The sequence below is a fragment of the Kiritimatiellaceae bacterium genome, from assembly GCA_013141415.1.
In the GTDB taxonomy this organism is placed as follows: domain Bacteria; phylum Verrucomicrobiota; class Kiritimatiellia; order Kiritimatiellales; family Tichowtungiaceae; genus Tichowtungia.
Genome location: JABFQY010000006.1, coordinates 64693 through 89333, shown reverse-complemented (window position 1 = coordinate 89333; position 24641 = coordinate 64693). Strand labels below are relative to the sequence as shown.

The following is a 24641-nucleotide window of genomic DNA, read 5'->3' as shown; positions in this document are numbered from 1 at the left end:
GAAGATCAAATGTCGTCAACGATGGCTTTGCGCTTCATCTCGTATTCTTCTTTGCTGATGAGTTTGTCATCCAGAAGTTGCTGGAGCTTTTCGAAGCGGTCACGCGGCAGAGATTTGTAGTAGTGCAGAGTGAGGGCGATTTCCTGAGCGACGTAGTCGGCCAGTACCGGAGAAACTTCCTGCTCGGCGAGCGGAGTGACGGTTTCGTCGTAGGTCATGTTGTGCAGACCGCCGAAAAATGGACTGATAACAGGAACAGACCACATAACCCAGGTGCGGCTGATGTCGGCGTGTTTGACGTCGAGGCGGACCGGAATGAACATGCTGTTAATGAGCTTGCCGGTTTTGGCGTCGTTGAGCGTTACGTCAATGTCGTACATGAGATCGTAGTTATAGCCGTGCCACGACGGGAACCAGATCAGGAAGCCGGGGAAGTCGGCCCAGAAGTTCCAGCCGGAACCGCGCTGTTTGGAAACGACGGAGATGTTGGCGATGACGTCGATAAATTCGTTGGTATTGTCCACGGCGGTGGTGCATTGCGCGTTGTATTTGAGCAGGTCGCGGCCGACGGCGTGGATGAACCGGTGTCCGTTGAGGTCGGCGGCGTTGGCGCGAATGCCGATCCGCAGACGTTCATCGAGCGCGACGATAGTTTTGTTGTGGTAGTTGTTCAGGTTGGTGACGGTCATCGGATGGGTGCATCCGGTGATAATGGCTGACAGGACGATCAGGGTTAATGCAAAACTCAATCTTTTCATGGGCAGTTCCTTTCGCTAACGGCACCATTCATAAACTTAAACTGTCCGGCTGTAAATCCATAAAAACTACCGTTACGGTTTCCAATAGCCGGTTTTTCTGGTTCAATTTCCAAACATCAGGAATAAACATGAAAATTTTCTCCTTCGACAAAACTCAGGACAAGCGGGCGCTGGAAAAGCGCATCGAATACCGCTTTAGAAAAAAAACTCTGCTGGAAACGGCACTGACACATCCATCGTACCGTTATGAAATGCCGGAGGCGGAAACCGATAATCAGCGGCTCGAATTTCTGGGCGATGCGGTTCTCGGTCTGCTGGCCGCCGATATCCTGGTGGAAAAAAATCCGCAGGCGGCGGAAGGCGAGCTGACTAAACTCAAAAGCGCGATCAGTTCGGGCTCGGCGCTGACGTCCGCGGCCCGCTCGCTCGGACTGGGTGAGCACCTGCGGCTGGGTAAAGGTGAAGCGGCCAGCGGAGGCGCGAACCGCGATTCCAATCTCGAAGATGCTCTGGAGGCGCTGCTCGGCGCGGTCTGGCTCGATGGCGGACTGAAAGCCGCGCGGAAATTTTTTGAGCGCAATATTTTCCAGTGCCTGGAAAACGCGGGGCCGGCCATTGAAAATCCAAAGGGGATGCTTCAGGAATACGCCCAGAAGAAAGGGTATGCTGTTCCGGAATACACGATTCTCGAAGCGAGCGGACCGGATCACGCCCGGCACTATCTGGTTGAAGTTACCGTTTCAAACTATGCCTATCGCGGCGAAGGATCCAGCCGACGCGAAGCTGAAAAAATGGCCGCCGAAAAGGCGGTGCGGAATATGATTTTAAAGAATTGAACTGTGGGAGCTGAACATGAGTGCGCTGAAGGTTAAGGAAAATCTCTACTGGGTCGGTGTGCAGGATCATGACATCCGGGTTTTTGATATCGTGATGTTCACGGAATACGGAACCAGCTACAACAGCTTCATCCTGAAGACGGAAAACCACACGGTGCTGTTTGAAACCGTGAAGCTGAAGTTTTTCGACCGGTTTCTCGAAAACATCAAAGAGGTCTGCGATCCGGCGACGATTGATTATATCGTGATCGACCATACCGAACCCGACCACGCCGGCTCGCTGGAAAAGCTGCTCGACTACGCGCCGAACGCCAAGGTGCTCGCATCCAACGTGGCGCTAAGTTATCTGCGCGACATTTGCAACCGTGAAATTCCCGGTAAAGCGGTGGCTGATGACGAAGTGATTGCGATTGATGACATCCATTTGCAGTTTCTCTCCGTGCCGTTTCTGCACTGGCCGGATTCCATCTATACCTACATTCCGGAACTCAAGACGCTGGTCACCTGCGACTCGTTCGGCTGTCACTACGCCGACGACAAGGTGTTCAACGATCAGATCGACGGGGATTTCACCCCAGCGTATCAGTATTACTTCAACTGCATCATGGGGCCGTTCAAACCGTATGTGCAGTATGCGCTGGAGCGCATCAAACCGCTGGCGATCGAAACGATTTGCTGCGGGCACGGGCCGGTACTGCGCAAAGATATTCCGCATTACATCGGCCTCTACGATCAGTGGAGCAAACCGGCGAAAAAAGAAAAGCGCAGCAAACCGAAAGTGGTCACCGCCTTTGTTTCCGCTTACGGCTACAGTGAACGGCTGGCACGCGAAATCAGCGCCGGTGTCCGCGACGTGATCGATGCCGACGTCAGTCTGCGCGATATGGTGACGGAAGATCACGATAAAGTGCTGGCGGAAATCAAAGAAGCCGACGGCTTTCTGCTCGGCACCTGTACGATCAACGGCGACGCGCTGCCGCCGATTATGAATCTGGCGATGGGACTCAATGGCATCACCGAAGGCGGCAAACTCGCTGGCGTTTTCGGCAGCTACGGCTGGAGCGGCGAAGGGCCGGACATGGTTATGGGCCGACTGAGCCTGCTGCGCATGAAGACCGTCGAACCCGCGTTCAAAACGGTTTTCAATCCGGAAAACAAAGACAAACTCGCCAAGGCCCGCAAGTACGGACAGAAGTTCGGCAAGAAACTTCAGGAGGAGTGGGTGAAATTGAAAACCGACGCTACCGGCAAGACCTACTGGAAATGCACCGTCTGTGGCGAAGTGTTCGAAGGGGCGATGCCGCCGCAGAACTGCCCGGTTTGCGGCGCAGGGCAGGAGGCGTTTATCGAGTACACGCCCGAAGTCGTCACGTTCCGCGACGACCGTGAAATGCGCGTCGCCATTATCGGTTCCGGCGCGGGCGGGCTCGCCGCCGCCGAAGCGCTGCGCAAGCGCAACGACAAAGCGCAGATTGATCTCTACACCCGCGAGGAGCTGTTGCCGTATTACCGTCCGGTGCTCACCCGTGCGCTGGCCGACAAGGTCGAAGACACCGAATACTTTATTCATCCGGAACATTTCTATGAAAAGAACCGGATCAACCTGCATCTCGGCGTGACGGTGGAAAGCCTGTCGCCGCGCGACAAGTCGTTCCGGCTGGCCGATGGCAAAACGGTGAAGTACGACAAACTGGTGCTGGCCACCGGCGCTTCGTGTTTTATTCCGCCGATTCAGGGGGCGAATCTGACGGAAGTGGTGGCGCTGCGCGAAAAGACCGACTTTGACCGTCTGAACGGACTGCTCGCTGGCGGACCGAAAAAAGTAGCGATTGTCGGCGGCGGACTGCTCGGCCTCGAAACCGCTGACGCGCTTCACCGGCTCGGCCACAACGTGACGGTGCTGGAAGCCTGTCCGTCGGTACTGCCGCGCCAGCTCGATCCTGACGGCTCACCGCTCTTCACCAAAATCATTCAGAAGAGCGGCGTCGAAATTCATTACGGCGTTTACGTCGAAGAAATTCTCGGCGAAGGCAAAGTGACCGGACTTAAAACCCGCGCACCGCAGGAAATTCCTGCCGACATCGTGATTGTTTCGGCGGGCATCCGCCCCAACGTGGAACTGGCGAAAGCGGCGGGACTGCATGTCGATCGCGGCATTGAAGTCAACGAACGGATGCAGACGTCGGATTCCGGCATCTACGCTGTCGGCGACTGCGCCGCCGTCAACGGACGCTGCGGCGGACTGTGGGAACCGGCGTCGCTGCAAGGCAATGTCGCCGGAGCCAATATTGCGGGCGATGACAAAACCTACGCATGCAAACTCTACGGCGCGACGCTGGCCGCCTTCGGCACTTCGCTGTTTTCCATCGGCGACCTCGGTGCCGGTGACGGAAAGTACGAACAGATTATGGAGTACAACGAACTGAGTGGCAAATACCGGAAGATCTACTTCAAAGACGGCAAGGTGGTCGGCGGCGTATTGCTCGGCGACGTGAAACTGACTAATCCGCTGTTGCTCAGCGTCACCCGCGGCCTCGACACCGAAACCGCGCTCGAAATGATAAAGCTGTAGTTTGGTTTAATTACAAGGCGACCGGGACGGTTGCGATGCAGTTTTTCCATTCCGGATTTGGCTGGGGGATTTTGGCTTCGACGTGCCGCTGCCACTGATGCAGGGTTTCCCGCATGCTTCGGGCAAGTTCAGGCAGTTTACCGGAAAGGTTTTGCGTTTCGCCCGGATCGTTTTCCAGACCGTAGAGTTCGATCCGGTCGTCTTCGAAGAATTCGATCAGTTTGTAGTTTCCGAGCCGGACGGAGGAGCCGGGCGTTCCGCCCTGATTTCCGTAATGAGGGTAGTGCCAGAAGATGGCGCGCGGCTCCGGAATTTTTCCGCCGTTCAGGAGCGGAAGAAAACTTACGCCGTCAACGTGCTGGCCGGGAATCAGATCGAGTCCGGCGGCTTCGAGCAGAGTGGGGTAGAAGTCGGGGCTGGTGACCGGTGTGCGGCAGACGGAGCCGGCGTCAATCACGCCGGGCCAGCGGATAAATAACGGTTCGCGCGTGCCGCCTTCGTACATCCAGCCTTTTCCTTCCGCCAGCGGCGCGTTGCAGGTCGGCGAGCCCTCGGCGGTCGCCAGTCCGCCGTTGTCGGAGGTGAAGATGACGATGGTGTTACCGGCTTCGCCGGATTCTTCAATGGCGTCCATCAGACGTCCGATGTTGTCGTCGAGCGTTTCGATCATGGCGGCATAGACGGCGTCGGACTGAACGAGGCGGCGGAGAATCCGTTTATCCTTTTTGTGTTCGCAGGGATAGAAGTCGCCTTCCTCGAAGGTCTTCATCTCATCGAGGCCCATGGCTTTGGCCTTGTCTTCATACTTTTTGATTTTGTCCGCCTTGGCCTGAATAGGCGTATGGACGGTGTAGTGCCACAGATTCAGGAAGTACGGCGCATCGCTTTTTTCGCGAATCAGATTGATGGCCTGATCGGTCAGGTAGTCGGTGAGATCGGTTCCGTCCGGAACGACGACGTCTTTGAACGCTTCAATGGTCCATGGACTGAAATAGCCGCCCGGTCCGGGATAGCCCTGCCGTCCGCCGCCGATATTGACATCGAAGCCGTGGTTCTGCGGCAGGTATCCGTCGCCGCCGAGGTGCCATTTGCCGACATGCCAGGTGCGGTAGCCGCCAGCCTTCAGCGCTTTGGCGAGCGAATACTCGGAGGTCGGCAGCTGCTTCAGGTAGGGAACATCAATGAGTTTACCGCGCGCCGGATGGACATAATTGTCCGAGTCAATCCAGTCGGTGATTCCCACCGTTGCCGGATATTTTCCGGCGAGGATACTCGCCCGGGTCGGCGAGCAGACGGGGCAGGATGCGTAGGCATCGGTGAACCGCATACCCTGACCGGCCAGCCGGTCGAGGTTCGGAGTTTCGTAAAACTCGCTGCCGCAGCAGGCGATATCTTTCCAGCCCATATCGTCGATCAGGATGAAGACGATATTCGGCTTTTTCATTTACCCATCGCCTTGCTGACGGGTTCGACTGCTTTCCGCTGACTGAACAGCCACGGAATCAATTCTTTATCCTTCCATGCCGGTGTCCACGAACTATGTCCGACGCCGGGATATTCGGTGTACCGGGCCGCACTGCCAGCCTCTTTGAGAGCCCGAATCATTTCCCGCGAACCGGCAACCGGAACCGTTGGGTCTTTCTCGCCGTGAAACGCCCAGACCGGAAGGTGTGCGATACTCTTTGCTTGACCGGGGTCGCCTGCACCGCACACCGGAACGGCGGCGGCAAATTTGTGCGGATTACGCAGAACAATGTCCCAGGTTCCATAACCGCCCATGGATTGTCCCGTGACGTAGATGCGGGACGGATCGATGCTGAATTCTTTTTCCACGGAATCGAGAATTTCCATGACCTGTTTCATCTGCTCACTGACCGGTATATTGGTAGTGGAATAGGAGCCTTCATTCCACGGCGTGTTGACCCATCGTTTTCCGGACGGACATTGAGGTGTCAGAAGAAAAGCCGGATATGCCTTTCGCACTTCCGGCGCCGACAGGGCCGTAAAAGCTTCTGTTCCCCGGCTTGTGTTGTCGGCTCCGCATCCGGCGGCGCCATGGAGGCACAGCACCAGCGGATATTTTACACCGGGATCGTAATTGGCCGGTTTGAGAATCCGGTAAGGCATGGTGCCGCCGTCTTTGCTTTGGAAGATACGGGCCTCTATCTGTGACTCTTCTGCAGCAGCATGGGTGAACGCGGAAGCTAGTAGAACCGACATGCATGCCAGCACGGTTAAACCGTGCGGTATTCGTTTTTTCATCGTCACCTTTCTTTTTGCTTTACTGTTTTCCGGCGCGTTTGAGCAGGTCGCGTTCACGGCTCGTCAGCGAGTGCATACCTTGCTGGGCAGCTTTATCGAGGATGCGGTCGATTTCGGCGCGGCTGACAGGTGGTTTTTTCGATGGCCGGAATTTCTTTCCGAGTTTATGCATAATGTCGGGGCGTCCGATGACGGTGGCGTAGATGTAGCCGACGATGCCGCCGCCAAGGTGCGCGGCGTTGGCGATATGTCCGCCGGGCCCGGCGAGAACGTGCATGAATTCATAGAGTCCGATCAGGAGGACGAATACCCACGCTTTGATCGGCATGAACGGAAAGAAGATGAGGATGAGTTCGCGTTTGGGGTGGAGCGCGGCGTAGGCACCGAGTACGCCGAAGATGGCGCCGGAGGCGCCGACGCAGGAGCCGTAGGGCGAGAGAAGCGACCAGCCAAGTCCGCCGAGGATGCCGCTGAGGAAGTAGAGGGCGAAAAAGCGGTTGGTGCCAATGGTGCGTTCGGTTTCCGGGCCGAGGAAGTAAAGTCCCATCATATTGGAAAGCAGGTGGCCGAAACTCTGATGGATAAACTGGTAGGAGAGGAGTTGCCAGACGCTGTAGGTGGTCCACCAGTCGGCTTGTAGGGCACCGAAACGGCTCAGCGGAAAGCCCAAAACGTGTTCAATGACGTAGGCGACGATATTGATAATGAGCAACAGCTGGACGCCGAAAGTCATTTCGGTCGGGTTGCCGTAAGAATCCTGAGTTGCAGTTCGCATGGTCGGCATCATAACCAATTTTTAATGAATTGCAAAAGGGAGCCGGTTAAATTAACTTCCCCACCCAATTGCAGAGACTCAGGACGTAAAAATGGCAGATATTTTTGTAAAATCGTATGACGAGCAGCACAAGCCCAACGGTAGGTTTGTTAAGACCGGACTGGTTGTGCTGGCGGTAACCGCGGCGGTGATCGGCGTGTGTCTGTGGATGGACAGCCGTTCAGCTAAAGCGACCGAACCCAAGTCGGCGGCTCAGGAAAAACCGGCGGCCCAGCCGGTTAAGACTCCGGTTCCGGCCCCCGCGCCGGTCGCTCAAGCCGCGCCCGCCGTTTCCACTACTGATTCCCGCGCCCAGCAGCTTTTCACCCGTGCTCAGAGTCTCGCTGCGGCCGGAAGTCTGGAGCAGGCGCGCGATCTGCTCAGCGAAGTGATTGCAACGGCTGGCGACGAGAGCCTTAAGAACAACGCCATGCGCGTTCAGGGGCGTATTAACGTACAGCTTTTCCTTTCCCAGACGCTGACGCCGGAGAAAAAGAGTTATGTCATTCAGCCCGGCGATTCGCTCGATAAGATTGCGCGGCTGAACAAAACCACGGTCGAGATGATTCGCAAGATGAACAAGATGGAAAACAATACGATTTTCCCCGGCGGACGTCTGCTGATGCCTGTCGTGCCGTTTGTTGTACAGGTGAATAAGTCGACCAAAACGCTCGATCTGACTATGAACGGAAAGCTGTTCAAGCGTTATGTTGTCGGCCTTGGCGTGAACGGTAAGACACCGCTCGGAAAATTTCAGACCGTCGTACACCAGACGAATCCCGACTGGACACCTCCGGGCGGCGGCACGATTAAGTTTGGCGATCCGCGGAATATTTTAGGAACGCGCTGGATGTCGATTCAGGATGCGACCCGACCTGACATTAAAGGATTTGGTATTCACGGAACGCCGTTGCGTGACAGCATCGGGGCGGAAACCAGTAATGGCTGCGTCCGCATGTTGAACGAAGATGTCGAAGAGCTTTACCTTCTGATTCCGCGCGGAACAGAAGTCATCATCAGCGAATAACCAACTCAGGAGTTGTGCTATGCCGCCTTTTACACTGCCTTTTGAAAAACCGGTGCTTGAACTCGAGAAGAAAATGCACGAGCTGGAGAACTTCAGCAAGAAGCAGGATATCGACGTCTCGCACGAGATTGAGCTGATGAAGGAAAAGATCGCCGCGACCCGCGGCCAAATCTACGGCAACCTGACCGCGTGGCAGAAAGTTCAGGTCGCCCGTCATCCCGACCGGCCTTATACACTGGATTACATCCGGAACATGACCACCGACTTCGTCGAAATTCACGGCGACCGGATTCACGGCGACGACCGCGCCATTATCGGCGGTTTTGCGAAAATCGATGGACAGAAAGTCATGATCATCGGCTCGCAGAAAGGGCGCGATACCAAGAGCAATCTCGAATGCAACTTCGGTTGCGCCTATCCCGAAGGCTACCGCAAAGCGCTGCGTCTGATGAAACTGGCCGATAAATTCAATGTGCCGGTGGTTACGCTGATCGACACTCCCGGCGCGTTTCCAGGTCTCGAATCCGAAGAGCGTCATATTGCCGAAGCCATCGCCGTCAACCTGCGCGAAATGTTTAATATCCGCGTGCCGATTATCGTGGCGATTATCGGCGAAGGCGGCTCCGGCGGTGCGCTCGGTATCGGCATTGGCGACCGCATCCTGATTTTCGAACACGCCTATTATTCCGTCATTTCGCCTGAAGGTTGCGCCGCGATTTTGTTCAAGGATCGTGCTTATGCCGACAAATCCGCCGAGGCGCTCAAGATTACCGCTCAGCACTTGATCGCGAACAAGCTGGCCGATGAAGTCGTTCCGGAGCCGAAGGGCGGGGCGCATACCGATCCGAAAGCTGCCGCCGAAAATCTTAAAACGATTCTTTTGCGTAATCTGGCAGAACTGAAAGAACAGTCTTCGGAACAGCTTATGGCCGGACGCTACGACAAGTTCCGCGCCATGGGCGTTTTTAATGGATGATCCGCGAATTTTCCGGAGCGGCTTATTTTTTAATGGCATCGGGAAAATTTGATTTGGGCCTTGAGTTTGAAGGCTGAAACACTAGGATGTCCGCTCTTTTGTGAACCGCAGGAAGCGAGTTAACCGGCCGGGTGGCTGTGAGCGTCTGCGGAGAGAAAGAAAATAACCCCGGGATGTAAGTGCCCCGCGCAATGCGGACGCAGACGTCACCGGACAGAAAAAGTAAAACATCATGGCAGATACACTCACCATCGGCAAAGACGCAGACGCGATCGATGCAATGTACAGCAACACCCTCAAGGACTTCACCGTCGGCTCAATCGTGCCGGGTAAAGTGCTCCGCATCCAGGACGACGAAGTGCTCGTTGATATCGGTTACAAATCCGAAGGCATCGTTGACGGCGACGAATTCGAAGACGTAGCCGCCGTTCAGGTCGGCGACACCATCGAAGTATTTCTCGAAAGCCTCGAAAACGACCACGGCATGGTTGTTCTCAGCAAGAAACGCGCTGAACAGCAGCGCAAGTGGGATCATATCGTCAACGACTGCGAAGAAGGCAGTCTGGTCGAAGGCATGATCACCCGCGCCATCAAGGGCGGTTTCATCGTCGATATCGGTGCCGACGCATTCCTGCCCGGCTCGCAGGTTGACGTGGTTCCGGTTCGCAACCTCGACGACTACATCGGCCGTACGCTTCAGGTTAAAATTCTTAAAATCAACAAAGAGCGCAAAAACATTGTGGTTTCCCGCCGCGAGATCATCGAAGAAACCCGCCGCGAACAGAAACTTAAACTGCTCGGCGAAATCAAGGTCGGTCAGCTCCGCAAGGGCACGGTCAAGAATATCACCGACTTCGGCGCGTTCGTGGATCTCGACGGGATCGACGGCCTGCTTCATGTCACCGACATGAGCTGGGGCCGCATCAATCATCCGACCGAAATGGTGCGCGTTGGCGACCAGATCGAAGTGATGATTCTCGATATCGACCTCGACAAGGAACGCATTTCGCTCGGTCTGAAGCAGACCCTTTCCAATCCGTGGCAGGATATCGACGCCAAGTACCCGATCGGCACCCGCATCTGCGGCAAGGTCGTCAGCCTCGCTCCGTACGGTGCGTTCGTTGAAATCGAAGAAGGTGTCGAAGGTCTCGTTCACGTTTCCGAAATTTCATGGACCAAGCGCATTCAGCGCGCTTCCGATGTGCTCAAAGTCGGCGAAGAAGTTCAGGCTGTCGTGCTGTCGATCAACATGGACGACAAGAAGATTTCGCTCGGCATGCGCCAGACCGAAGAAAATCCGTGGGAAGTCGCCGCGCTCAAATACCCGATCGGCTCGCTGGTCAAGGGTAAGGTGCGCAACTTCACCTCATACGGTGCATTTGTTGAAATCGAAGAAGGCGTTGATGGAATGATTCATGTGTCCGACATGTCGTGGACACGCAAAATCAACCATCCTTCCGAAGTGCTCAAGAAGGGCGAGGAAGTCGAAACCATCGTACTCGAAATTGACTCCGCCAATCAGCGCATCTCGCTGGGCCTCAAGCAGGCTCAGGAAGATCCGTGGGCCCGTATTACCGACGCCTATAAAGAAGGCCAGAAGATCACCGGTAAAGTCACCAAGCTCACCAACTTCGGCGCGTTTGTCGAACTTGAAGACGGAATCGACGGTCTGGTTCACATCAGCCAGATCAGCGATGCACACGTTGAAAAAGTCAAAGACGTGCTCAATATCGGCGATCAGGTGGAAGCCCGTATTGTTAAGATCGACCCGGTTGAACACCGGATCGGCCTCAGCATCAAAGCGGCCAAGATCGCGGATGAAGACTTCGAGATCAGCGACGAGCTGCTCACCGGTCTGCGTCCGGGCGAAGAACTGGTTGACCTTTCTTCCGCGTTCGACGGTCTGCTGACCGGCAACGAAGAATGGCACCCCGGCCAGAAATCATAATAAAGCAGAGGGCTGACTTCCGCTTTAATAACCCGCTCCGAAACTTCGGGGCGGGTTTTTTTGTTGGAATAAAAATCGGCTGGAAGAGAGCGCTACTTGCTTATGCCAGACCAGCGATATATCATCCACATCGCCATTTGAAAACGGATCGGATAAATCACGGAGATGTTGATGAACCGGAAGGTAATCCTGGGAAGTTTAGGTCTGACTGCGGCATTTACTGCGGCGGCGGGCGGAGAGGGATCTATGAAGACAGAGAAGCGGCCTCCGAATTTTGTGATTATTTTTCTGGATGACTCCGGCTGGGGAGATTTTAAGCCGTTCGGTAATCCATCTTACGAGACTCCGAATGTGAAGCAGCTTGCCGATGAAGGTTGCCGGTACAGTCAGTTTTACGTTCCGCAAGCAGTATGCTCTGCTTCCCGTGCAGCCCTGCTGACCGGTTGCGACCCGGGACGGACACATGTGTTCGGCGCAATCGGGCCGCGCCAAAGAGGCCTAAGTCCCGAATTCGCGACTTTGAGCGAGGTGCTAAAGGCGAAGGGCTATTCTACTGCGGCGTTCGGGAAGTGGCACATCGGCGATGAGCCGGATACACGACCTCATGCCAGAGGTTTTGATGAGTCGTGCGGGTTGATGTATTCCAACGATATGTGGAGACATCATCCGCATATGCGGTGGTTTGATAATTTCCCTCTTCAGTTCTGGGAAAACGGCACGATCGCAATCGAAGATATTGAGCCGGAAGATCAGAACCATCTGACGAAGTGGTATACGGAACATGCTGTTGATTTCATTAATCGTCACAGGGAAGCCCCTTTCTTCCTTTATGTACCGCATTCCATGCCCCATGTGCCGCTGGCCTGCAGCAAGGAGTTTAGAGGAAAATCCGGGGCCGGTCTTTACGGCGACGTGATAATGGAAATCGACTGGTCGGTCGGCCAGATTATGCATGCATTGAAAGACAACGGTCTGGATGAAAATACGCTGGTGATGTTTACGTCGGATAACGGTCCGTGGTTGACCTACGGAAACCATGCGGGGGTAACTCCGTTCAGAGAAGGCAAGGCGACCAGTTTTGACGGCGGAACCCGAGTGGCCTGCACGGTTAAATACCCGGGCGTGATCAAGGCGGGGTCGGTTTCGGATAAGGCCTGGTGTTCCATTGACGTGCTGCCGACTCTGGTCGGGCTGGCCGGAGCGGAGCTTCCAAAAAACCCGATTGACGGGAAGGATGTTCTCGATCTGATCACCGGAAAGCCCGGTGCAAAAAATCCTCACGTTTATTACCCGATCTCTTTCGATACCGAGATGCAGGGCGTTATCAGCGGCGACGGACAATGGAAGCTTCTGTTGCCCCACGAATATAGAAAACTCATCAAACCCGGTACGGACGGTAAGTCAGGTGAATCCAGACAGGAGCCGATCGAGCTGTCGCTTTTCGACATGAAGAACGACCCATACGAAACCACTAATGTCATCAGCCGGTATCCAGAAATTGCCGAACGGCTCAGAGTTCTAGCGGAAGATCATCGAGACAAATTCTATAAGAAGAAGCCCGCGTCAACAGACGCGAAGACCGACTAATCCATCGGGATGAAACTGCCGTTCAGGAATCTTTCCGAATGTCGTGGTTGATGCGCATGGAGCAGAATTTTTCGCCGCACATGGAGCAGTAACGCTGTTTGACGTCGAATTTTTCGCCCGGCGGCATGGACTGCTCGCGAAAGCGGCGCGCGCGTTCCGGGTCGAAGCAGAGATTGAACTGATCTTCCCAGCGGAATTCAAAACGGGCCTTGCTGATGGCGTTGTCGCGATCCTGCGCGTTGGGAATTCCCTTGGCTAAGTCGGCGGCGTGCGCGGCGATTTTGTGGGCGACGACGCCTTCGCGGACGTCTTCCTTGTTCGGCAGGCCGAGGTGTTCTTTCGGTGTGACGTAGCAAAGCATGGCGCAACCGTACCAGCCGATCATCGCGCCGCCGATGGCGCTGTTGAGATGGTCATAACCGGCGGCAAGATCGGTGACCAGCGGGCCGAGGGTGTAGAAGGGCGCTTCATGACAGTCGGTCAGCTGGCGATCCATGTTTTCTTTGATGAGGTGCATCGGAACGTGGCCGGGGCCTTCGATCATCACCTGACAGCCGTATTTCCACGCCACTTGCGTCAGTTCACCGAGCGTTTTGAGTTCGCCGAACTGGGCTTCGTCATTGGCATCGGCCAGACAACCGGGGCGAAGTCCGTCGCCGAGCGAGAAGGTGATGTCGTATTTCTGCATGATTTCGCAGATGTCTTCAAAGTGCGTGTAGAGAAAACTTTCTTTGCCTTTGTTCTGCATCCACTGCGCCATGATTGAGCCGCCGCGGCTGACGATGCCGATGAGCCGTTTGGCGGCGAGCGGAATATGTTTTTTCAGAACGCCGGCGTGGATGGTGAAATAGTCAACGCCTTGCTCGGCCTGTTCAATCAGCGTGTCGCGGTAAACTTCCCACGAGAGTTTGTTCACATCGCCGTCAACCTTTTGGAGCGCCTGATAAAGCGGAACGGTGCCGATCGGCGTCGGGCAGTGGCGCAGGATGGCTTCGCGGGTGGCGTGGATATCTTTACCGGTGGAGAGATCCATGACGGTGTCCGCGCCCCAGAGAATCGACCAGCGCATTTTTTCGAGTTCTTCCGGAATGGAAGAGCCGAGTGCAGAGTTGCCGATGTTGGAGTTGATTTTGGTGCGGAATTTACGGCCGATAATCATCGGCTCGGCTTCGGGGTGCATCCGGTTGAGCGGAATGATGGCGCGTCCGGCGGCGATTTCATCGCGGACGAATTCCGGCGTGACCGATTCGCGGATGGCGGCGAATTCCATTTCCGGCGTGATGATTCCGGCGCGGGCATATTCCAGTTGCGTGGCGTGTTTGCGTCCGGCAATCCACGGCGCGCGCAGAGCGGGCAGCGGGCCTTCGGTGTTCGGTCCGGCGGTGTCGTAAACGCGGATCGGCGCGTTGCGGTTTTCGCTTCCGTAGTGGGTGATGGTGTGCGCCAGTTCGATCTCGCGGAACGGGACGCGTACGCCGGGTTGCAATCCGTTGACGTAAACTTTCCGCGAGTGCGGGAAAAACGGGCCGTAATCTGAATTTTGTTTCATCTCTTTTCCTTCCAAGGGCGGGAAGAGAGCGGAAGAAGAACCGTTCGCTTCCCTTCGCGGCATGATCCGCGCAGGTTCAAAGGGTGGTTTCTCAGCCCGTCAGGGCACCCCCAGCAAAGGCGGCACTATACTGCTTCCGGCAGATGAGAGAAGCCTTTTAAGCGTGTTTTTTACTTCCGTCTGGCGGCGAGATTGACTTCGCTCTCTGAATTGTTCAACTTGTTTTCATGTTGCGATTCCTGAAAGTGCTGGCCGTCGTATTGGTTATCGGGGCATTGATTGCGCCGGTTCCGGCTTGCGCGGATACGCACGAAGCCGATTGCGCCTCAGATTGTTTGTGCATTTGTAATTGCATGACATTTTCCAATTGCCGCGATCACTCCGGCGAAGTGACGGAACCGGCTTCTCATCGCGTGGTGGATTCAGAATCGTGCTGTCTTGGAATTTTTCTGGCGGCTGATATTTTCCGTCCGCCAGCTTTGGCGTAATGCGTTCATCCCGGCTGCCGTCGTACGACGCAGTATTTTCTTAATCCGGCCCTGCATTCGGGGACGGTTCTATTTTTTCAATCCAGCACAGGACTGTTTATGAAACAAAAATTTTACAGGAACACCGGCGCGTTTATCGCGCTCACGCTCGCCGTATTGGGTGCGGGGTTACCGGCCCGGGCGCAAGTCGAACCGGGCAGCGTTCTCGATCTTCGTCAAGCGCTTGAATTGGCTTTGGCGCACAGTCCGGAATTGACGGCATCGTCGCACGGAGTTTTGGCCGCAGAAGGAACCGCACGGCAGGCGGGCGCTCTGCCGAATCCGCGACTTGAACTTCAGGCCTCGGAATTCGGAGGTTCAGGAATACGGAGCGGGTACAGCGGCGCAGAAACCTCCGTACAGTTGAGTCAATCCATAGAACTGGGCGGCAAACGGGGTAAGCGACAGCGCGTGGCGCAGGCTGAGGCCCGGTTGACCGGATGGGACTACGAGGCGAAGCGGCTGGATGTGCTGGCGCAAACGAAAAAGTCGTTTGTGGACGTGCTTCTGGCGCAGGGTCGGCTGGCCTTGACGGAATCACTGTTGACCGTTGCGGAGGATGTGCGCACGGCTGCGGCACAACGGGTCCGTTCCGGGAAAGTTGCGCCGCTTGAAGAAACGAAAGCGGGTGTCGAGTTAGCGGCGGCCCGAATCGCGCTGGATCGGGCGAAACGCGAACTGGATACGGCCCGCAAACGCCTTGCTGCATCCTGGGGCGGAACGGTGCCGGTGTTCACAGAAGCCGCCGGAGATCTGAGTGCGGTTTCTGACATTCCGTCGATGGAAAAACTTTTTGCGTTGCTCGGCAACACGCCGGAGATTGCTCGCGAGCGCGAAGTGCTGACGTCAGGACGGGAATCACTCGCGCTGGCCAAGGCGGAACGTATTCCGGACATCGAAATCAGTGCCGGTGTCAGCCGCTTCGAGGAAGACGGCTCAACGGCCGGGATTGTCGGTCTATCGATTCCTCTGCCGCTGTTTGATCGGAATGCGGGCGGAATTTTTGCGGCGAAGCATCAGGCTCTTCGTGCGGAGTACGAACAGCGCGCGATCAGTCTGGGTGTAAAAACAGATTTGGCTGAAGCCTGCAACCGGCTTGAAACGGCGCGGGCGGAGGCTCTGACGATTAAGTCGGAACTGCTGCCCGGCGCACAGCGGGCTTTCGATACGGCACAGATCGGTTACCGGGCCGGCAAATACGGTTATCTGGAGGTGCTGGATACTCAGCGCACGCTCAGCGAAGCGAAGTCCGGCTACCTCGATGTTTTGGCGGCCTATCACAAGGCGGCGGCGGACGTGGAGCGGCTGACGGGAACGCCGCTCAATACCATTCAATAAAAGCAAACGGAGATTTTTTATGAAACTGAACAAAAACAAACTGATGATGACTGGCGGGCTTTTCGTCCTGCTGGCAATGGCGGGCGGATGCGGAAAAGAAAAAACGGCTGAGCCGAATGCCGGCAGTGAAACGGCGGAAACTTCGCTGGATCAGCGTCTGTCCGAAAACTGCGAGTGCGGCATACCGATCTATCAGTGTGCCGAATGCCGGTATGAAGTCGGTCTTGTAAAACTGGATGCCAGTCTGATGAAAAGCGCGGACGGCTCTGGGCTGGTGCGAACGCAAGTGGTGACGCGGGCTGAAATGTCCGAAGCCTTGCCGGTCACCGGAGAGGTGGTTCTGAACGACAATGCGGCGGTGCATATCAGTCCCCGCATCGCCGGGATCATCGAGTCCGTGCCGGTGGATATCGGAGCGCGCGTCAAGGCGGGTGACCTGCTGCTCACGCTGGCGAGCGTGGAACTCGGCAAAGCCATGTCGGAGTATGAGCGCAACCGCACGCTGAGTGAGCTGTCCGGTAAAATTCTCGACCGCGAAACAAAACTGATGGAGCAGAATGTGGGCTCCGGTCAGGATGTGATTGAGGCGCGCATGGCGTTTGAGCAGCACCGGAGCGATCTCAAAGCATCTGAACAGATGCTGCACGTGCTGGGGCTGACGGAAGCGGATCTTGATGGAACGCTGAAAATGGAAGCCGGGCGTCTGCCGGTTCGCGCGCCGGTTTCCGGCACGATCATCGAGAAGCATGCGGTAACCGGCGAAATGGTAGAGACCGGTAAAGATCTGATGCTGCTTTCCGATCTGACGACCGTCTGGGTCTGGGCCGCCGTGCATTCGCGCGATCTGGGGAAACTGCTGGCCGCTGAAAAGAGCGGGCCCATTGCGGTTGAAATCACCGTCGATGCGTTTCCCGGGCGGCTGTTTAAGGGGAAGCTCGACTATGTAGGCGCTACCATGAGCGAGCAGACCCGCACCGTGAAAGTGCGGGCCACGGTTGATAATTCCGGCATGGAACTGCGTCCGGGGATGTTCTGCAAAGCGACCCTTTCGCTCGGCAGCGGACAGGTCGACGAAGCGCCGGCTGTGCCGCAGTCCGCCGTGTTCGCGGATGAAGGAAAATCGTTTGTTTTCAAACATTGGAAAGACGACTTCTATGTCCGTCAGGACGTGAAGCGAGGTCGTGAGTTTTCCGGCATGGTGGAAATTCTCGACGGTTTACAAGCCGGCGAAACGGTGGTGGCCGAAGGCGCGTTCCTGCTCAAGTCGGATGTGCTGCGCGAAAAAATGGGTGCCGGTTGCGCGGATTAACGGAAGGATTTCGCCATGTTAGATAAGCTTATTCATTTTGTTTTGCAGCAGCGGATGCTGGTCATTCTCGGAACGCTCATTCTGGCCGGTGCCGGACTGTTTGCGTGGAAGACGCTGCCGGTCGATGCGTTTCCTGACGTCACCAATATTCAGGTGATGATTCTGGCCAAGGCTCCCGGGCTTACCGCCGTTGACGTGGAAGAGCGGGTCAGTTATCCGATCGAGCAGGTTATGGGCGGTCTGCCGAAAGTAAAGCAGGTGCGGTCGCTGTCGAAGGCCGGGCTGTCGCAGGTCGTAATCGTTTTTGAAGACGGCGTGGATACCTACTGGACGCGTCAGGTCGTGTTTGAGCGTTTGGCAATGGCGCGCGGCGAACTGCCGCCGGGCGTTGAACCCGAACTCGGGCCGATCAGCACCGGGCTCGGTGAGATTCTGCAATACACGGTGGACAACGACACGCACGATCCCATGGAACTGCGCACGATTCAGGACTGGCTGATCAAACCGCGTCTGAAACCCATCCCCGGAGTCAACGAGGTCAACAGTTTCGGCGGTTCGGTGAAACAGTATCAGGTGCTGGTCTCGCCGGAACGTCTGCTCAACTACGGACTGACCGCAAATGACGTCGTCGAAGCCGTCGAGCGTAACAACGCCAATGCGGGCGGAGGAATTCTTGTGAGCGGCTGGGAGCAGTTTTATCTGCGCGGAGTCGGGCTGTTTCAGGATATTCCGGACATTGGACGGATTGTACTGCGGGCTGACGACGGCACGCCGGTCTATCTGCGCGACGTAGCCGACATCGTCATCGGCGCCGAACCGCGCCAGGGCGCGGTGACCCGCGACGGGCAGGGCGAGGCGGTCGCCGGTATGATCATCATGCTCAAGGGCGAAAATTCCCACGATGTGGTCAACCGCGTCAAAACCGCCATCGCCAAACTTGGTGATACGCTGCCGAAAGATGTCCGCCTGAATGTTTTCTACGACCGCACCTCACTGATCGAAGCGTGTCTGCGCACCGTCGTGAACGCGACGCTGGAAGGCTGTTTTTTTGTGATCCTGATTCTTTTCCTTTTTGTGGCGGAACTGCGTACGTCGCTGATCGTCGTGATTTCTCTGCCGCTCACTTTTTTCGCCAGCTTCATCGTCATGGGCTGGCTGGGGATGAGCGCTAACCTGATGAGTCTAGGCGGGCTGGCGTTCTCGGTGGGGATGGTGGTTGATGCCTCCATTGTGGTGGTGGAAAATGTCCGCCGCCGTCTGGCGGAGGTTCCGGCAGATGCCGATAAACGGAAGACGGTCGCCGAAGCGGTCATCGAAGTGGCGCGTCCGGTGGCCTTTTCGGTTTTGATCGTCGTAGTGATTCTGGTGCCGCTGTTCACGCTTCAGGGCATCGAAGGGAAAATGTTCGCTCCGCTGGCTATGACTATGCTGATCGCGCTGTTCGCCTCGCTGGCCGTGGCGCTGACGATCATTCCTGTGCTTTCCGCAACCTTCTTGAAGCAGGCGCCGGAAAAAGAATTCGGATTCATCCGCCGGTTTCACGCATGGTATCTGCGGGTGCTGGATCGCGCCGTTGCCCGTCCGCGTTTCACGCTGGGAATCGCCGCCGCCGTGCTGGCCGCCACGCTCGCGTTGGTTCCGTTTGTCGGAACTGAGTTTATGCCGCCGCTGGATGAGGGTGCTATTGCCATCAACGTCGTGCGGCTGCCGAACGCTTCGCTCGATGGTTCGGCGCTCGTGGCTGGCGTGATTGAAAAACGGCTGCGGAAATTTCCGGAGATCGAAACCGTCGTGAGCAAAACCGGCCGGGCCGAGATATCCGAAGATCCAATGGGGCCGGAGCAGACCGACGTTTTCATCATGCTGAAATCGCGTCGACAGTGGAAAAGCGGACGCGACAAGACCGAACTTATTGAAGCCATTCAAAAAGATCTGGCGGTGATCCCCGGACTGCGGCTTTCCTTTTCTCAGCCGATTGCTCTGCGGGTTAATGAGCTGATTTCCGGCGTGAAAAGCGATCTGGCGGTAAAAGTGTTCGGGCCGGATCTTGCGGTGCTTAAGGAATTCTCGGATCGCGTCGCGCCGGTTATGCGGGCGGTACGCGGCGCCGAGGACGTACGGGTCGAACAGATTTCCGGCGCGGAACAGATCGATGTTGTCATCAACCGGGAAGCCATCGCCCGCTACGGAATCAACGTGGAAGACGTGAACGCCGTGATTGAAACGGCAGTCGCCGGAAAGGTTGCCGGTACGCTCATCGAAGGGCAGCGGCGGATCGCGGTCGTCGTGCGGTTTCCTGAATCGGCGCGCGGCGATATTGCGCAGATCGAGCAGTTGCTGATTCCGGCGCCGAACGGCCTGCGGGTTCCGCTCGCGCAGCTGGCGGATATCCGGATGGTCGAGGCGCCGGCGCAGGTAAGCCGCGAAAATGGTATCCGGCGCGTGGTCGTTGAAGCCAACGTGCGGGGCCGCGATCTGGGCGGTTTCGTTCAGGATGTGCAGACGAGTCTCGCGCCGTTGATCAAGGAACTGCCGCCGGACTATTTCATCGAATACGGCGGCCAGTACGAAAACCAGCAGCGCGCCATGCGGCAGCTTTCGTTCGTCGTGCCGATGGCGCTCCTGCTCATTCTGGTGCTGCTCTACTTGGCACTGGGGTCAGTGAGCAACTCGCTGCTGGTATTGCTGAATCTGCCCTTCGCGCTGATCGGCGGCGTGGTGGCGGTTGTGGCGTTCCGGATGCCGCTTTCGGTTTCTGCGGCGGTCGCGTTTATCGTACTGCTCGGGATCGCGGTTCAGAACGGCGTGATTCTTGTGGCCTTCTTTCGGCAGCTGCGCGAACGCGGACGGTCGGTGGCGGAGACGATTCGCGAAGGGTGCGACCTGCGGTTCCGTCCGCTGCTGATGACGGCGCTGACCAGCTTTATCGGCCATCTTCCAATGCTCTACGCCACGGGTTCGGGGGCCGATATTCAGAAGCCGCTGGCCGTGGTCGTCATGGGCGGACTGATCACTTCGACCCTGCTGACGCTGATTGTTCTGCCGACGATTTACAGCCTGGTCGAGCGGCGCAAGGAGCGGCTTAAAACAGGGTGAATTGTATAAGTTTATTGCCGGAATGCGGTAACTGGCCGCATTCCGGGATTGTAAACGGCGGGCGCTCCGTGGAAACTGGTAAACCATTTAACAAGGAGCTGTCGTGAGCAAGATTGCGATTAAGAAGGATATTTTCTGGGTCGGTGCGCTGGATCCAAATCGGAAGGTGTTTGATGGGTTGCTGCCGCTTTCGCAGGGGACAACGTATAACTCCTATCTGGTCGTCGGATCGGAAAAGACGGCGCTGTTTGACACGGTTGAGCCGGAATTTCTGGATGTTCTGCTGGCGAATCTCGAAGGCGTCAAAAAAATCGACTACATCGTATCGCACCACGCCGAGCAGGATCATTCCGGTTCCATTCCGGTTCTGCTGGAAAAATATCCTGAAGCGACCTTGCTCTGCCTGCAGAAGAATAAAGAGATGTTGCAGGACTTGATGGTGATTCCTGATGACCGGATTCAAGTGGTTGCTGACGGCGGCGAAGTTTCGCTCGGCAATAAAACCATCCGCTTTATGTTTTGCCCGTGGGTACACTGGCCGGAAACTGCGATCACCTACATTCCGGAAGACAAAATTCTTTTTCCATGTGACTTCCTTGGCTCTCACCACTCCTTCACTAATATTTTAGCGGGCGACAATCCTGCCGTCTATAAAGGCGCCAAAGAGTATTACGTCCAGATTATGATGCTCTATTCCAAGATGACGGCGAAACACCTCGACCGCATCAAGGCTCTGGATATCGAAATGATCTGCCCGAGCCACGGCTCCGTCTATGACAAGCCGCAGATCATTCTCGATCTCTACGAAAAATGGATGCGCGGTGCGCCGGAGAATCTGGCTTTGATCGCCTATGTTTCGACGCACGGCAGTACAAAAATCATGGCCGAACATCTTCAGGCCGCGCTCGAAAAACGCGGTGTAAAGGTGGCACTGAAGGATCTGGTTACTGTTCCTTTGAATGAGCTGGCGGGTTTTCTGACGGATGCCGCGACCATCGTGCTCGGCTCTTCGGTCATTATGGCGGCTTTGCATCCGGTGGCGGTCAACACAGCGTTTCTGCTCGACCGGCTGAAACCGAAAGCGAAATTTGCCGCAGTGATTGGTTCCTACGGCTGGAGTCCTGGCCCGCTTCAAAAGGCGGCGGAATTGCTACCGTCATGGAAAGTGGAAGTCGTCGGAGCGGTCATCGCCAAAGGCCACCCGAAAGCCGATGCCTTGGCCGAACTCGACACGCTGGCCGACACCATTGCAGCCAAACACCGCGCCGCCGGATTGATGTAAACCCCTTCGGTCGAGTCCAGCCGCTCAGCCCAGAGCGGCAGCGATGCCGCTTCCATCTTGGAATTCTGTGGCCGCGTCCGGTGGGCGCGGCATTGAACGTAGACGCGACGCCCTCGTCGCGTTTTTTTATTCGGCAGTAACGCGACGAGGGCGTCGCGTCTACGTTTTGGAGCGCCGCTACTGCGGCATGGAGACACGGTAATAGCGGTTGGAATAATTTGTCCAAGACGGATCGCTGAATTGAACCGAACCGCCGGTCAGCGTATTGGTCTCAGCCGTAGGCTGGAGCGACCAAAGGGAGCGGCAACCCGCAGGCGCGAGACCGCTCTATTCATTGAAAGCGGCGTCGCGCTATGCTTGCCGCCGCACTCCAGAATGTTTTATCGCTAATTTCGACAAGACAAATCTCCGGCGGCGCAATATGCTGGCGGCGAAAACAAGGAGGGCTTCATGGAAACGAATGCAGTCGAGAGTGCGGTAATGGGTGTTCAGCAGATGTTGAGCAGTACGCCGGAATGGATGGCAAAGGCGGAGACGCTGCTGACGACGTTCGGACTTAAACTGGTTGCGGCGCTTCTGATCTTTTTTGTCGGGCGCTGGATTGCGAAGAGGCTTCAGAACGGTCTGGAAAAGGGAATGCTGAAGGCTCATGTCGATCCGGTGCTGGTGACGTTCACGGTGAACATGGCTTTTGCCGCGCTGATGGTTTTTGTGGTGCTGGCCGCGCTCGGTCAGCTCGGCGTGCAGACGACTTCGTTCATCGCCGTGTTGGGCGCCGCCGGGTTGGCCGTCGGTCTGGCTTTGCAAGGCTCGCTTTCCAATTTTGCGTCCGGCGTGATGATGATTATTTTCCGTCCGTTCAAAATCGGCGACTACGTTGAAGGTGCCGGAACCGGCGGTACGGTGAAGGCGATTCATATTTTTACGACGACGCTGACGACGCCGGATAACAAGCGGGTGATCGTGCCAAACTCAAAAATGATGGGCGACAGCATTACCAACTATTCCGCCGAAGGCACGCGCCGCCTCGACCTGACAGCGAGCATCGGCTGCGGCGACAGCATCGACAAAGCCAGAGTGGCACTGCTGGATCTGCTGGCGAAGGAGCCACGTGTACTGAAAGACCCCGCGCCATTTGTGGGCGTTTTGAAGCTGGCGGAAAGCAGTGTGGACATGGCTATTCGTCCGTGGGTGAAGTCGGAAGATTACGGCGACGTTTCGTTCGCGCTGACGGAAGCCATCAAGAAGCGGCTGGATGCCGATGGATTCACGATGCCGTTTCCGCAGCGCGATGTGCACCTCTACAAACACGACGTTTAAGGAACGAGCACGTTCAGTGCACGGGGCTGGACGGTTATTTTTACTTCTGCCGGGGCTGTAATCAGTTCTCCATCGAGCTGCATCGGCCCTGCGTTTTGTCTCCGGACGGTCAGCGTGCGGAACGGTTTGGTGTGTATTCCGCTTAAGCGGTCGATCGTGCCGTCAAAGAGTTTTCCAATCATCAACAGCACCACAGGCATGTCGCGCTTGCGGACGGTGACAAGCAGAAGTTGCCCGTCGTCGGCTTCGGCACCGGGTGCAATCTGCGCGCCGCCGCCGTATTGAGAGAGGTTGGCGGCGGTGCAAACCTGCGGATCGTCGATGGCGAACTCTTCTCCGTCATCAATGCAGAAGGTGAATGGTTGCGGGGTATAGTCGAACAACTGGTAAACGCCGGCAAAAATGTAGGGCAGTACACCGCGTATCGGCGATTTTTCAAAGATGTTTACCAGCGCGGCGTCCCATGCCAGCGAACAGGTGACGAAAAACGGCTGGCCGTTGGCGAAGCCGACGTCGATTCGTTGTGTCGAAGCTGAGGCGAGCGCCACGGTGGCTTTGACGAGGTCGAGCGGAATATCGAAATGGCGCGCAAACCCATTACCGCTTCCGGCGGGAATAACGCCCAGCGCGGTGTCGGTACCGATCAGCACACTGCCGATCGTGTTAACCATACCGTCGCCGCCAACCACCAGCAGTCGGCCGACGCCGTCTTCCACGGCGCGGCGGGCTTTGGCCTGTCCGTCTTCTTTGGATGTGCTGAACTGAATGGAAAGGTCGTTGCCGGGCTTGTCCCAGTGTTCGATGAGCGCTCCGTGGATACGGTCGAGGGCCACGCCCATTCCGGAGTTCGGATTGATCAGGATGCGGACTTTGTTTCCGGTTTTCATAATCAGTAGATCAATCCGCTGCGGACTTTTTCCGCCGCGGCGGGGTTGTCGAGCAGTTCGATCAGTTTGAGGGCAAAAGCAAAAGCGGTGCCGGGGCCTTGACTGGTGACGAGATTACGATCGACAACGACGGCGTCGTCCGACCGGTCGGCGCGGCGCATTTCTTTTTCAACGCCCGGAAAGCAGGTGAATGCGCGGCCTTTGAGTACGCCCGCTTTATGGAGCGCAAGCGGCCCGGCGCAGATAGCGGCGATCCATTTTTCTTCGATGTCGAAAACGCGGATCGTTTCCTGTACGCCGTCGTGTTCGCAGAGCGCTTTGGTGCCGCCCGCGCCGCCGGGCAGAACGAGCAGGTCGAACGAAAGCAGATCGAGTTCCTCCCAGCGGGCGTCGGGAATAATTTTTACTTTGCGCGAGGCGGTGACGGGTGCGGTTCCGTTCAATCCGGCCAGTACAACGTTCCAGCCCGCGCGGCGGAACGTGTCGGCGATGATGATCGCTTCCATTTCTTCACAGCCGTCGGCGATTGGAATCAAAGCGCGGATCATGGCTT

General features: G+C 56.5%; 19 protein-coding genes and 1 riboswitch. Of the genes, 12 read left to right on the top strand and 7 right to left on the bottom strand.

Annotated elements, in window-relative coordinates; all coding sequences use genetic code 11:
• Positions 1–5: 5 nt before the first annotated feature.
• Positions 6–758, bottom strand: a complete 753-nt coding sequence (locus HOO88_09160) for an SHOCT domain-containing protein (protein ID NOU36922.1) — start codon at positions 756–758, stop codon at positions 6–8.
• Positions 759–886: 128 nt separating this feature from the next.
• Between HOO88_09160 and rnc the strand changes: the two genes are divergently transcribed.
• Both rnc and HOO88_09150 read left to right on the top strand, forming a co-directional pair.
• Positions 887–1594 carry a ribonuclease III gene (gene rnc, locus HOO88_09155; protein NOU36921.1) on the top strand — a complete coding sequence of 236 codons (708 nt, stop codon included), beginning with the start codon at positions 887–889 and terminating at the stop codon, positions 1592–1594.
• Positions 1595–1610: 16 nt separating this feature from the next.
• On the top strand, positions 1611–4166 hold the full coding sequence (locus tag HOO88_09150; GenBank protein ID NOU36920.1) for an FAD-dependent oxidoreductase: 2556 nt from the start codon (positions 1611–1613) through the stop codon (positions 4164–4166).
• A gap of 10 nt (positions 4167–4176) precedes the next feature.
• On the opposite strand, the gene HOO88_09145 is transcribed toward HOO88_09150, so the two are convergent.
• The 3 genes from HOO88_09145 to HOO88_09135 all read right to left on the bottom strand — a co-directional run bounded on the left by HOO88_09145 (position 4177) and on the right by HOO88_09135 (position 7203).
• Positions 4177–5610, bottom strand: a complete 1434-nt coding sequence (locus tag HOO88_09145; GenBank protein ID NOU36919.1) for a sulfatase — start codon at positions 5608–5610, stop codon at positions 4177–4179.
• A complete protein-coding gene (locus HOO88_09140; GenBank protein NOU36918.1) occupies positions 5607–6386 on the bottom strand; it encodes a prolyl oligopeptidase family serine peptidase in 780 nt (259 codons plus the stop codon). Before HOO88_09140 ends, HOO88_09145 begins: the two co-directional genes overlap by 4 nt.
• A gap of 61 nt (positions 6387–6447) precedes the next feature.
• The gene (locus HOO88_09135; GenBank protein ID NOU36917.1) at positions 6448–7203 is read right to left on the bottom strand and encodes a rhomboid family intramembrane serine protease; all 756 of its coding nucleotides are present in this window, start codon (positions 7201–7203) and stop codon (positions 6448–6450) included.
• A gap of 91 nt (positions 7204–7294) precedes the next feature.
• On the opposite strand from HOO88_09135, the gene HOO88_09130 reads away from it, so the two are divergent.
• The 4 genes from HOO88_09130 (at position 7295) to HOO88_09115 (ending at position 12780) form a co-directional block, all read left to right on the top strand.
• Positions 7295–8269, top strand: a complete 975-nt coding sequence (locus HOO88_09130) for a L,D-transpeptidase family protein (protein ID NOU36916.1) — start codon at positions 7295–7297, stop codon at positions 8267–8269.
• Between the two features lie 19 nt (positions 8270–8288).
• Positions 8289–9245, top strand: a complete 957-nt coding sequence (locus tag HOO88_09125; GenBank protein ID NOU36915.1) for an acetyl-CoA carboxylase carboxyltransferase subunit alpha — start codon at positions 8289–8291, stop codon at positions 9243–9245.
• A 280-nt stretch (positions 9246–9525) separates the two neighbouring features.
• Positions 9526–11193 (top strand): 30S ribosomal protein S1, encoded by a 1668-nt coding sequence (locus HOO88_09120; GenBank protein ID NOU36914.1) that lies wholly within the window; start codon positions 9526–9528, stop codon positions 11191–11193.
• A 171-nt stretch (positions 11194–11364) separates the two neighbouring features.
• Positions 11365–12780 (top strand): sulfatase, encoded by a 1416-nt coding sequence (locus tag HOO88_09115; GenBank protein ID NOU36913.1) that lies wholly within the window; start codon positions 11365–11367, stop codon positions 12778–12780.
• Between the two features lie 22 nt (positions 12781–12802).
• On the opposite strand, the gene thiC is transcribed toward HOO88_09115, so the two are convergent.
• Entirely contained in the window at positions 12803–14329 is a 1527-nt protein-coding gene (gene thiC / locus HOO88_09110; GenBank protein NOU36912.1) for a phosphomethylpyrimidine synthase ThiC, read from the bottom strand.
• A 32-nt stretch (positions 14330–14361) separates the two neighbouring features.
• Positions 14362–14451: riboswitch (TPP riboswitch) on the bottom strand.
• A gap of 105 nt (positions 14452–14556) precedes the next feature.
• Between thiC and HOO88_09105 the strand changes: the two genes are divergently transcribed.
• The 6 genes from HOO88_09105 (at position 14557) to HOO88_09080 (ending at position 23201) form a co-directional block, all read left to right on the top strand.
• The gene (locus HOO88_09105) at positions 14557–14817 is read left to right on the top strand and encodes a hypothetical protein (GenBank protein NOU36911.1); all 261 of its coding nucleotides are present in this window, start codon (positions 14557–14559) and stop codon (positions 14815–14817) included.
• A gap of 99 nt (positions 14818–14916) precedes the next feature.
• Positions 14917–16194 carry a TolC family protein gene (locus HOO88_09100; protein NOU36910.1) on the top strand — a complete coding sequence of 426 codons (1278 nt, stop codon included), beginning with the start codon at positions 14917–14919 and terminating at the stop codon, positions 16192–16194.
• Between the two features lie 19 nt (positions 16195–16213).
• Positions 16214–17503, top strand: coding sequence for an efflux RND transporter periplasmic adaptor subunit (locus HOO88_09095; protein NOU36909.1), 1290 nt, complete (start codon positions 16214–16216; stop codon positions 17501–17503).
• A gap of 15 nt (positions 17504–17518) precedes the next feature.
• Entirely contained in the window at positions 17519–20599 is a 3081-nt protein-coding gene (locus HOO88_09090; GenBank protein NOU36908.1) for an efflux RND transporter permease subunit, read from the top strand.
• Between the two features lie 103 nt (positions 20600–20702).
• Positions 20703–21881 carry an FprA family A-type flavoprotein gene (locus tag HOO88_09085; protein NOU36907.1) on the top strand — a complete coding sequence of 393 codons (1179 nt, stop codon included), beginning with the start codon at positions 20703–20705 and terminating at the stop codon, positions 21879–21881.
• A gap of 480 nt (positions 21882–22361) precedes the next feature.
• Positions 22362–23201: a mechanosensitive ion channel gene (locus tag HOO88_09080; protein NOU36906.1), complete on the top strand. Its 840-nt coding sequence runs from the start codon at positions 22362–22364 to the stop codon at positions 23199–23201.
• Here the strand turns inward: HOO88_09080 and HOO88_09075 are convergent.
• A complete protein-coding gene (locus HOO88_09075) occupies positions 23198–24088 on the bottom strand; it encodes a hypothetical protein (protein NOU36905.1) in 891 nt (296 codons plus the stop codon). The two genes, HOO88_09080 and HOO88_09075, sit on opposite strands and share 4 nt — an antisense overlap.
• Before the next feature lie 2 nt (positions 24089–24090).
• Positions 24091–24636, bottom strand: coding sequence for a DJ-1/PfpI family protein (locus HOO88_09070; protein NOU36904.1), 546 nt, complete (start codon positions 24634–24636; stop codon positions 24091–24093).
• Positions 24637–24641 lie beyond the last annotated feature (5 nt).

What these genes read in the sequence shown, in the direction of transcription:
- HOO88_09160 (NOU36922.1), bottom strand. Translation starts at nt 758, where the DNA reads ATGAAAAGATTGAGTTTTGCATTAACCCTGATCGTCCTGTCAGCCATT.
- rnc (NOU36921.1), top strand. Translation starts at nt 887, where the DNA reads ATGAAAATTTTCTCCTTCGACAAAACTCAGGACAAGCGGGCGCTGGAA.
- HOO88_09150 (NOU36920.1), top strand. Translation starts at nt 1,611, where the DNA reads ATGAGTGCGCTGAAGGTTAAGGAAAATCTCTACTGGGTCGGTGTGCAG.
- HOO88_09145 (NOU36919.1), bottom strand. Translation starts at nt 5,610, where the DNA reads ATGAAAAAGCCGAATATCGTCTTCATCCTGATCGACGATATGGGCTGG.
- HOO88_09140 (NOU36918.1), bottom strand. Translation starts at nt 6,386, where the DNA reads ATGTCGGTTCTACTAGCTTCCGCGTTCACCCATGCTGCTGCAGAAGAG.
- HOO88_09135 (NOU36917.1), bottom strand. Translation starts at nt 7,203, where the DNA reads ATGCGAACTGCAACTCAGGATTCTTACGGCAACCCGACCGAAATGACT.
- HOO88_09130 (NOU36916.1), top strand. Translation starts at nt 7,295, where the DNA reads ATGGCAGATATTTTTGTAAAATCGTATGACGAGCAGCACAAGCCCAAC.
- HOO88_09125 (NOU36915.1), top strand. Translation starts at nt 8,289, where the DNA reads ATGCCGCCTTTTACACTGCCTTTTGAAAAACCGGTGCTTGAACTCGAG.
- HOO88_09120 (NOU36914.1), top strand. Translation starts at nt 9,526, where the DNA reads ATGTACAGCAACACCCTCAAGGACTTCACCGTCGGCTCAATCGTGCCG.
- HOO88_09115 (NOU36913.1), top strand. Translation starts at nt 11,365, where the DNA reads ATGAACCGGAAGGTAATCCTGGGAAGTTTAGGTCTGACTGCGGCATTT.
- thiC (NOU36912.1), bottom strand. Translation starts at nt 14,329, where the DNA reads ATGAAACAAAATTCAGATTACGGCCCGTTTTTCCCGCACTCGCGGAAA.
- HOO88_09105 (NOU36911.1), top strand. Translation starts at nt 14,557, where the DNA reads ATGTTGCGATTCCTGAAAGTGCTGGCCGTCGTATTGGTTATCGGGGCA.
- HOO88_09100 (NOU36910.1), top strand. Translation starts at nt 14,917, where the DNA reads ATGAAACAAAAATTTTACAGGAACACCGGCGCGTTTATCGCGCTCACG.
- HOO88_09095 (NOU36909.1), top strand. Translation starts at nt 16,214, where the DNA reads ATGAAACTGAACAAAAACAAACTGATGATGACTGGCGGGCTTTTCGTC.
- HOO88_09090 (NOU36908.1), top strand. Translation starts at nt 17,519, where the DNA reads ATGTTAGATAAGCTTATTCATTTTGTTTTGCAGCAGCGGATGCTGGTC.
- HOO88_09080 (NOU36906.1), top strand. Translation starts at nt 22,362, where the DNA reads ATGGGTGTTCAGCAGATGTTGAGCAGTACGCCGGAATGGATGGCAAAG.
- HOO88_09075 (NOU36905.1), bottom strand. Translation starts at nt 24,088, where the DNA reads ATGAAAACCGGAAACAAAGTCCGCATCCTGATCAATCCGAACTCCGGA.
- HOO88_09070 (NOU36904.1), bottom strand. Translation starts at nt 24,636, where the DNA reads ATGATCCGCGCTTTGATTCCAATCGCCGACGGCTGTGAAGAAATGGAA.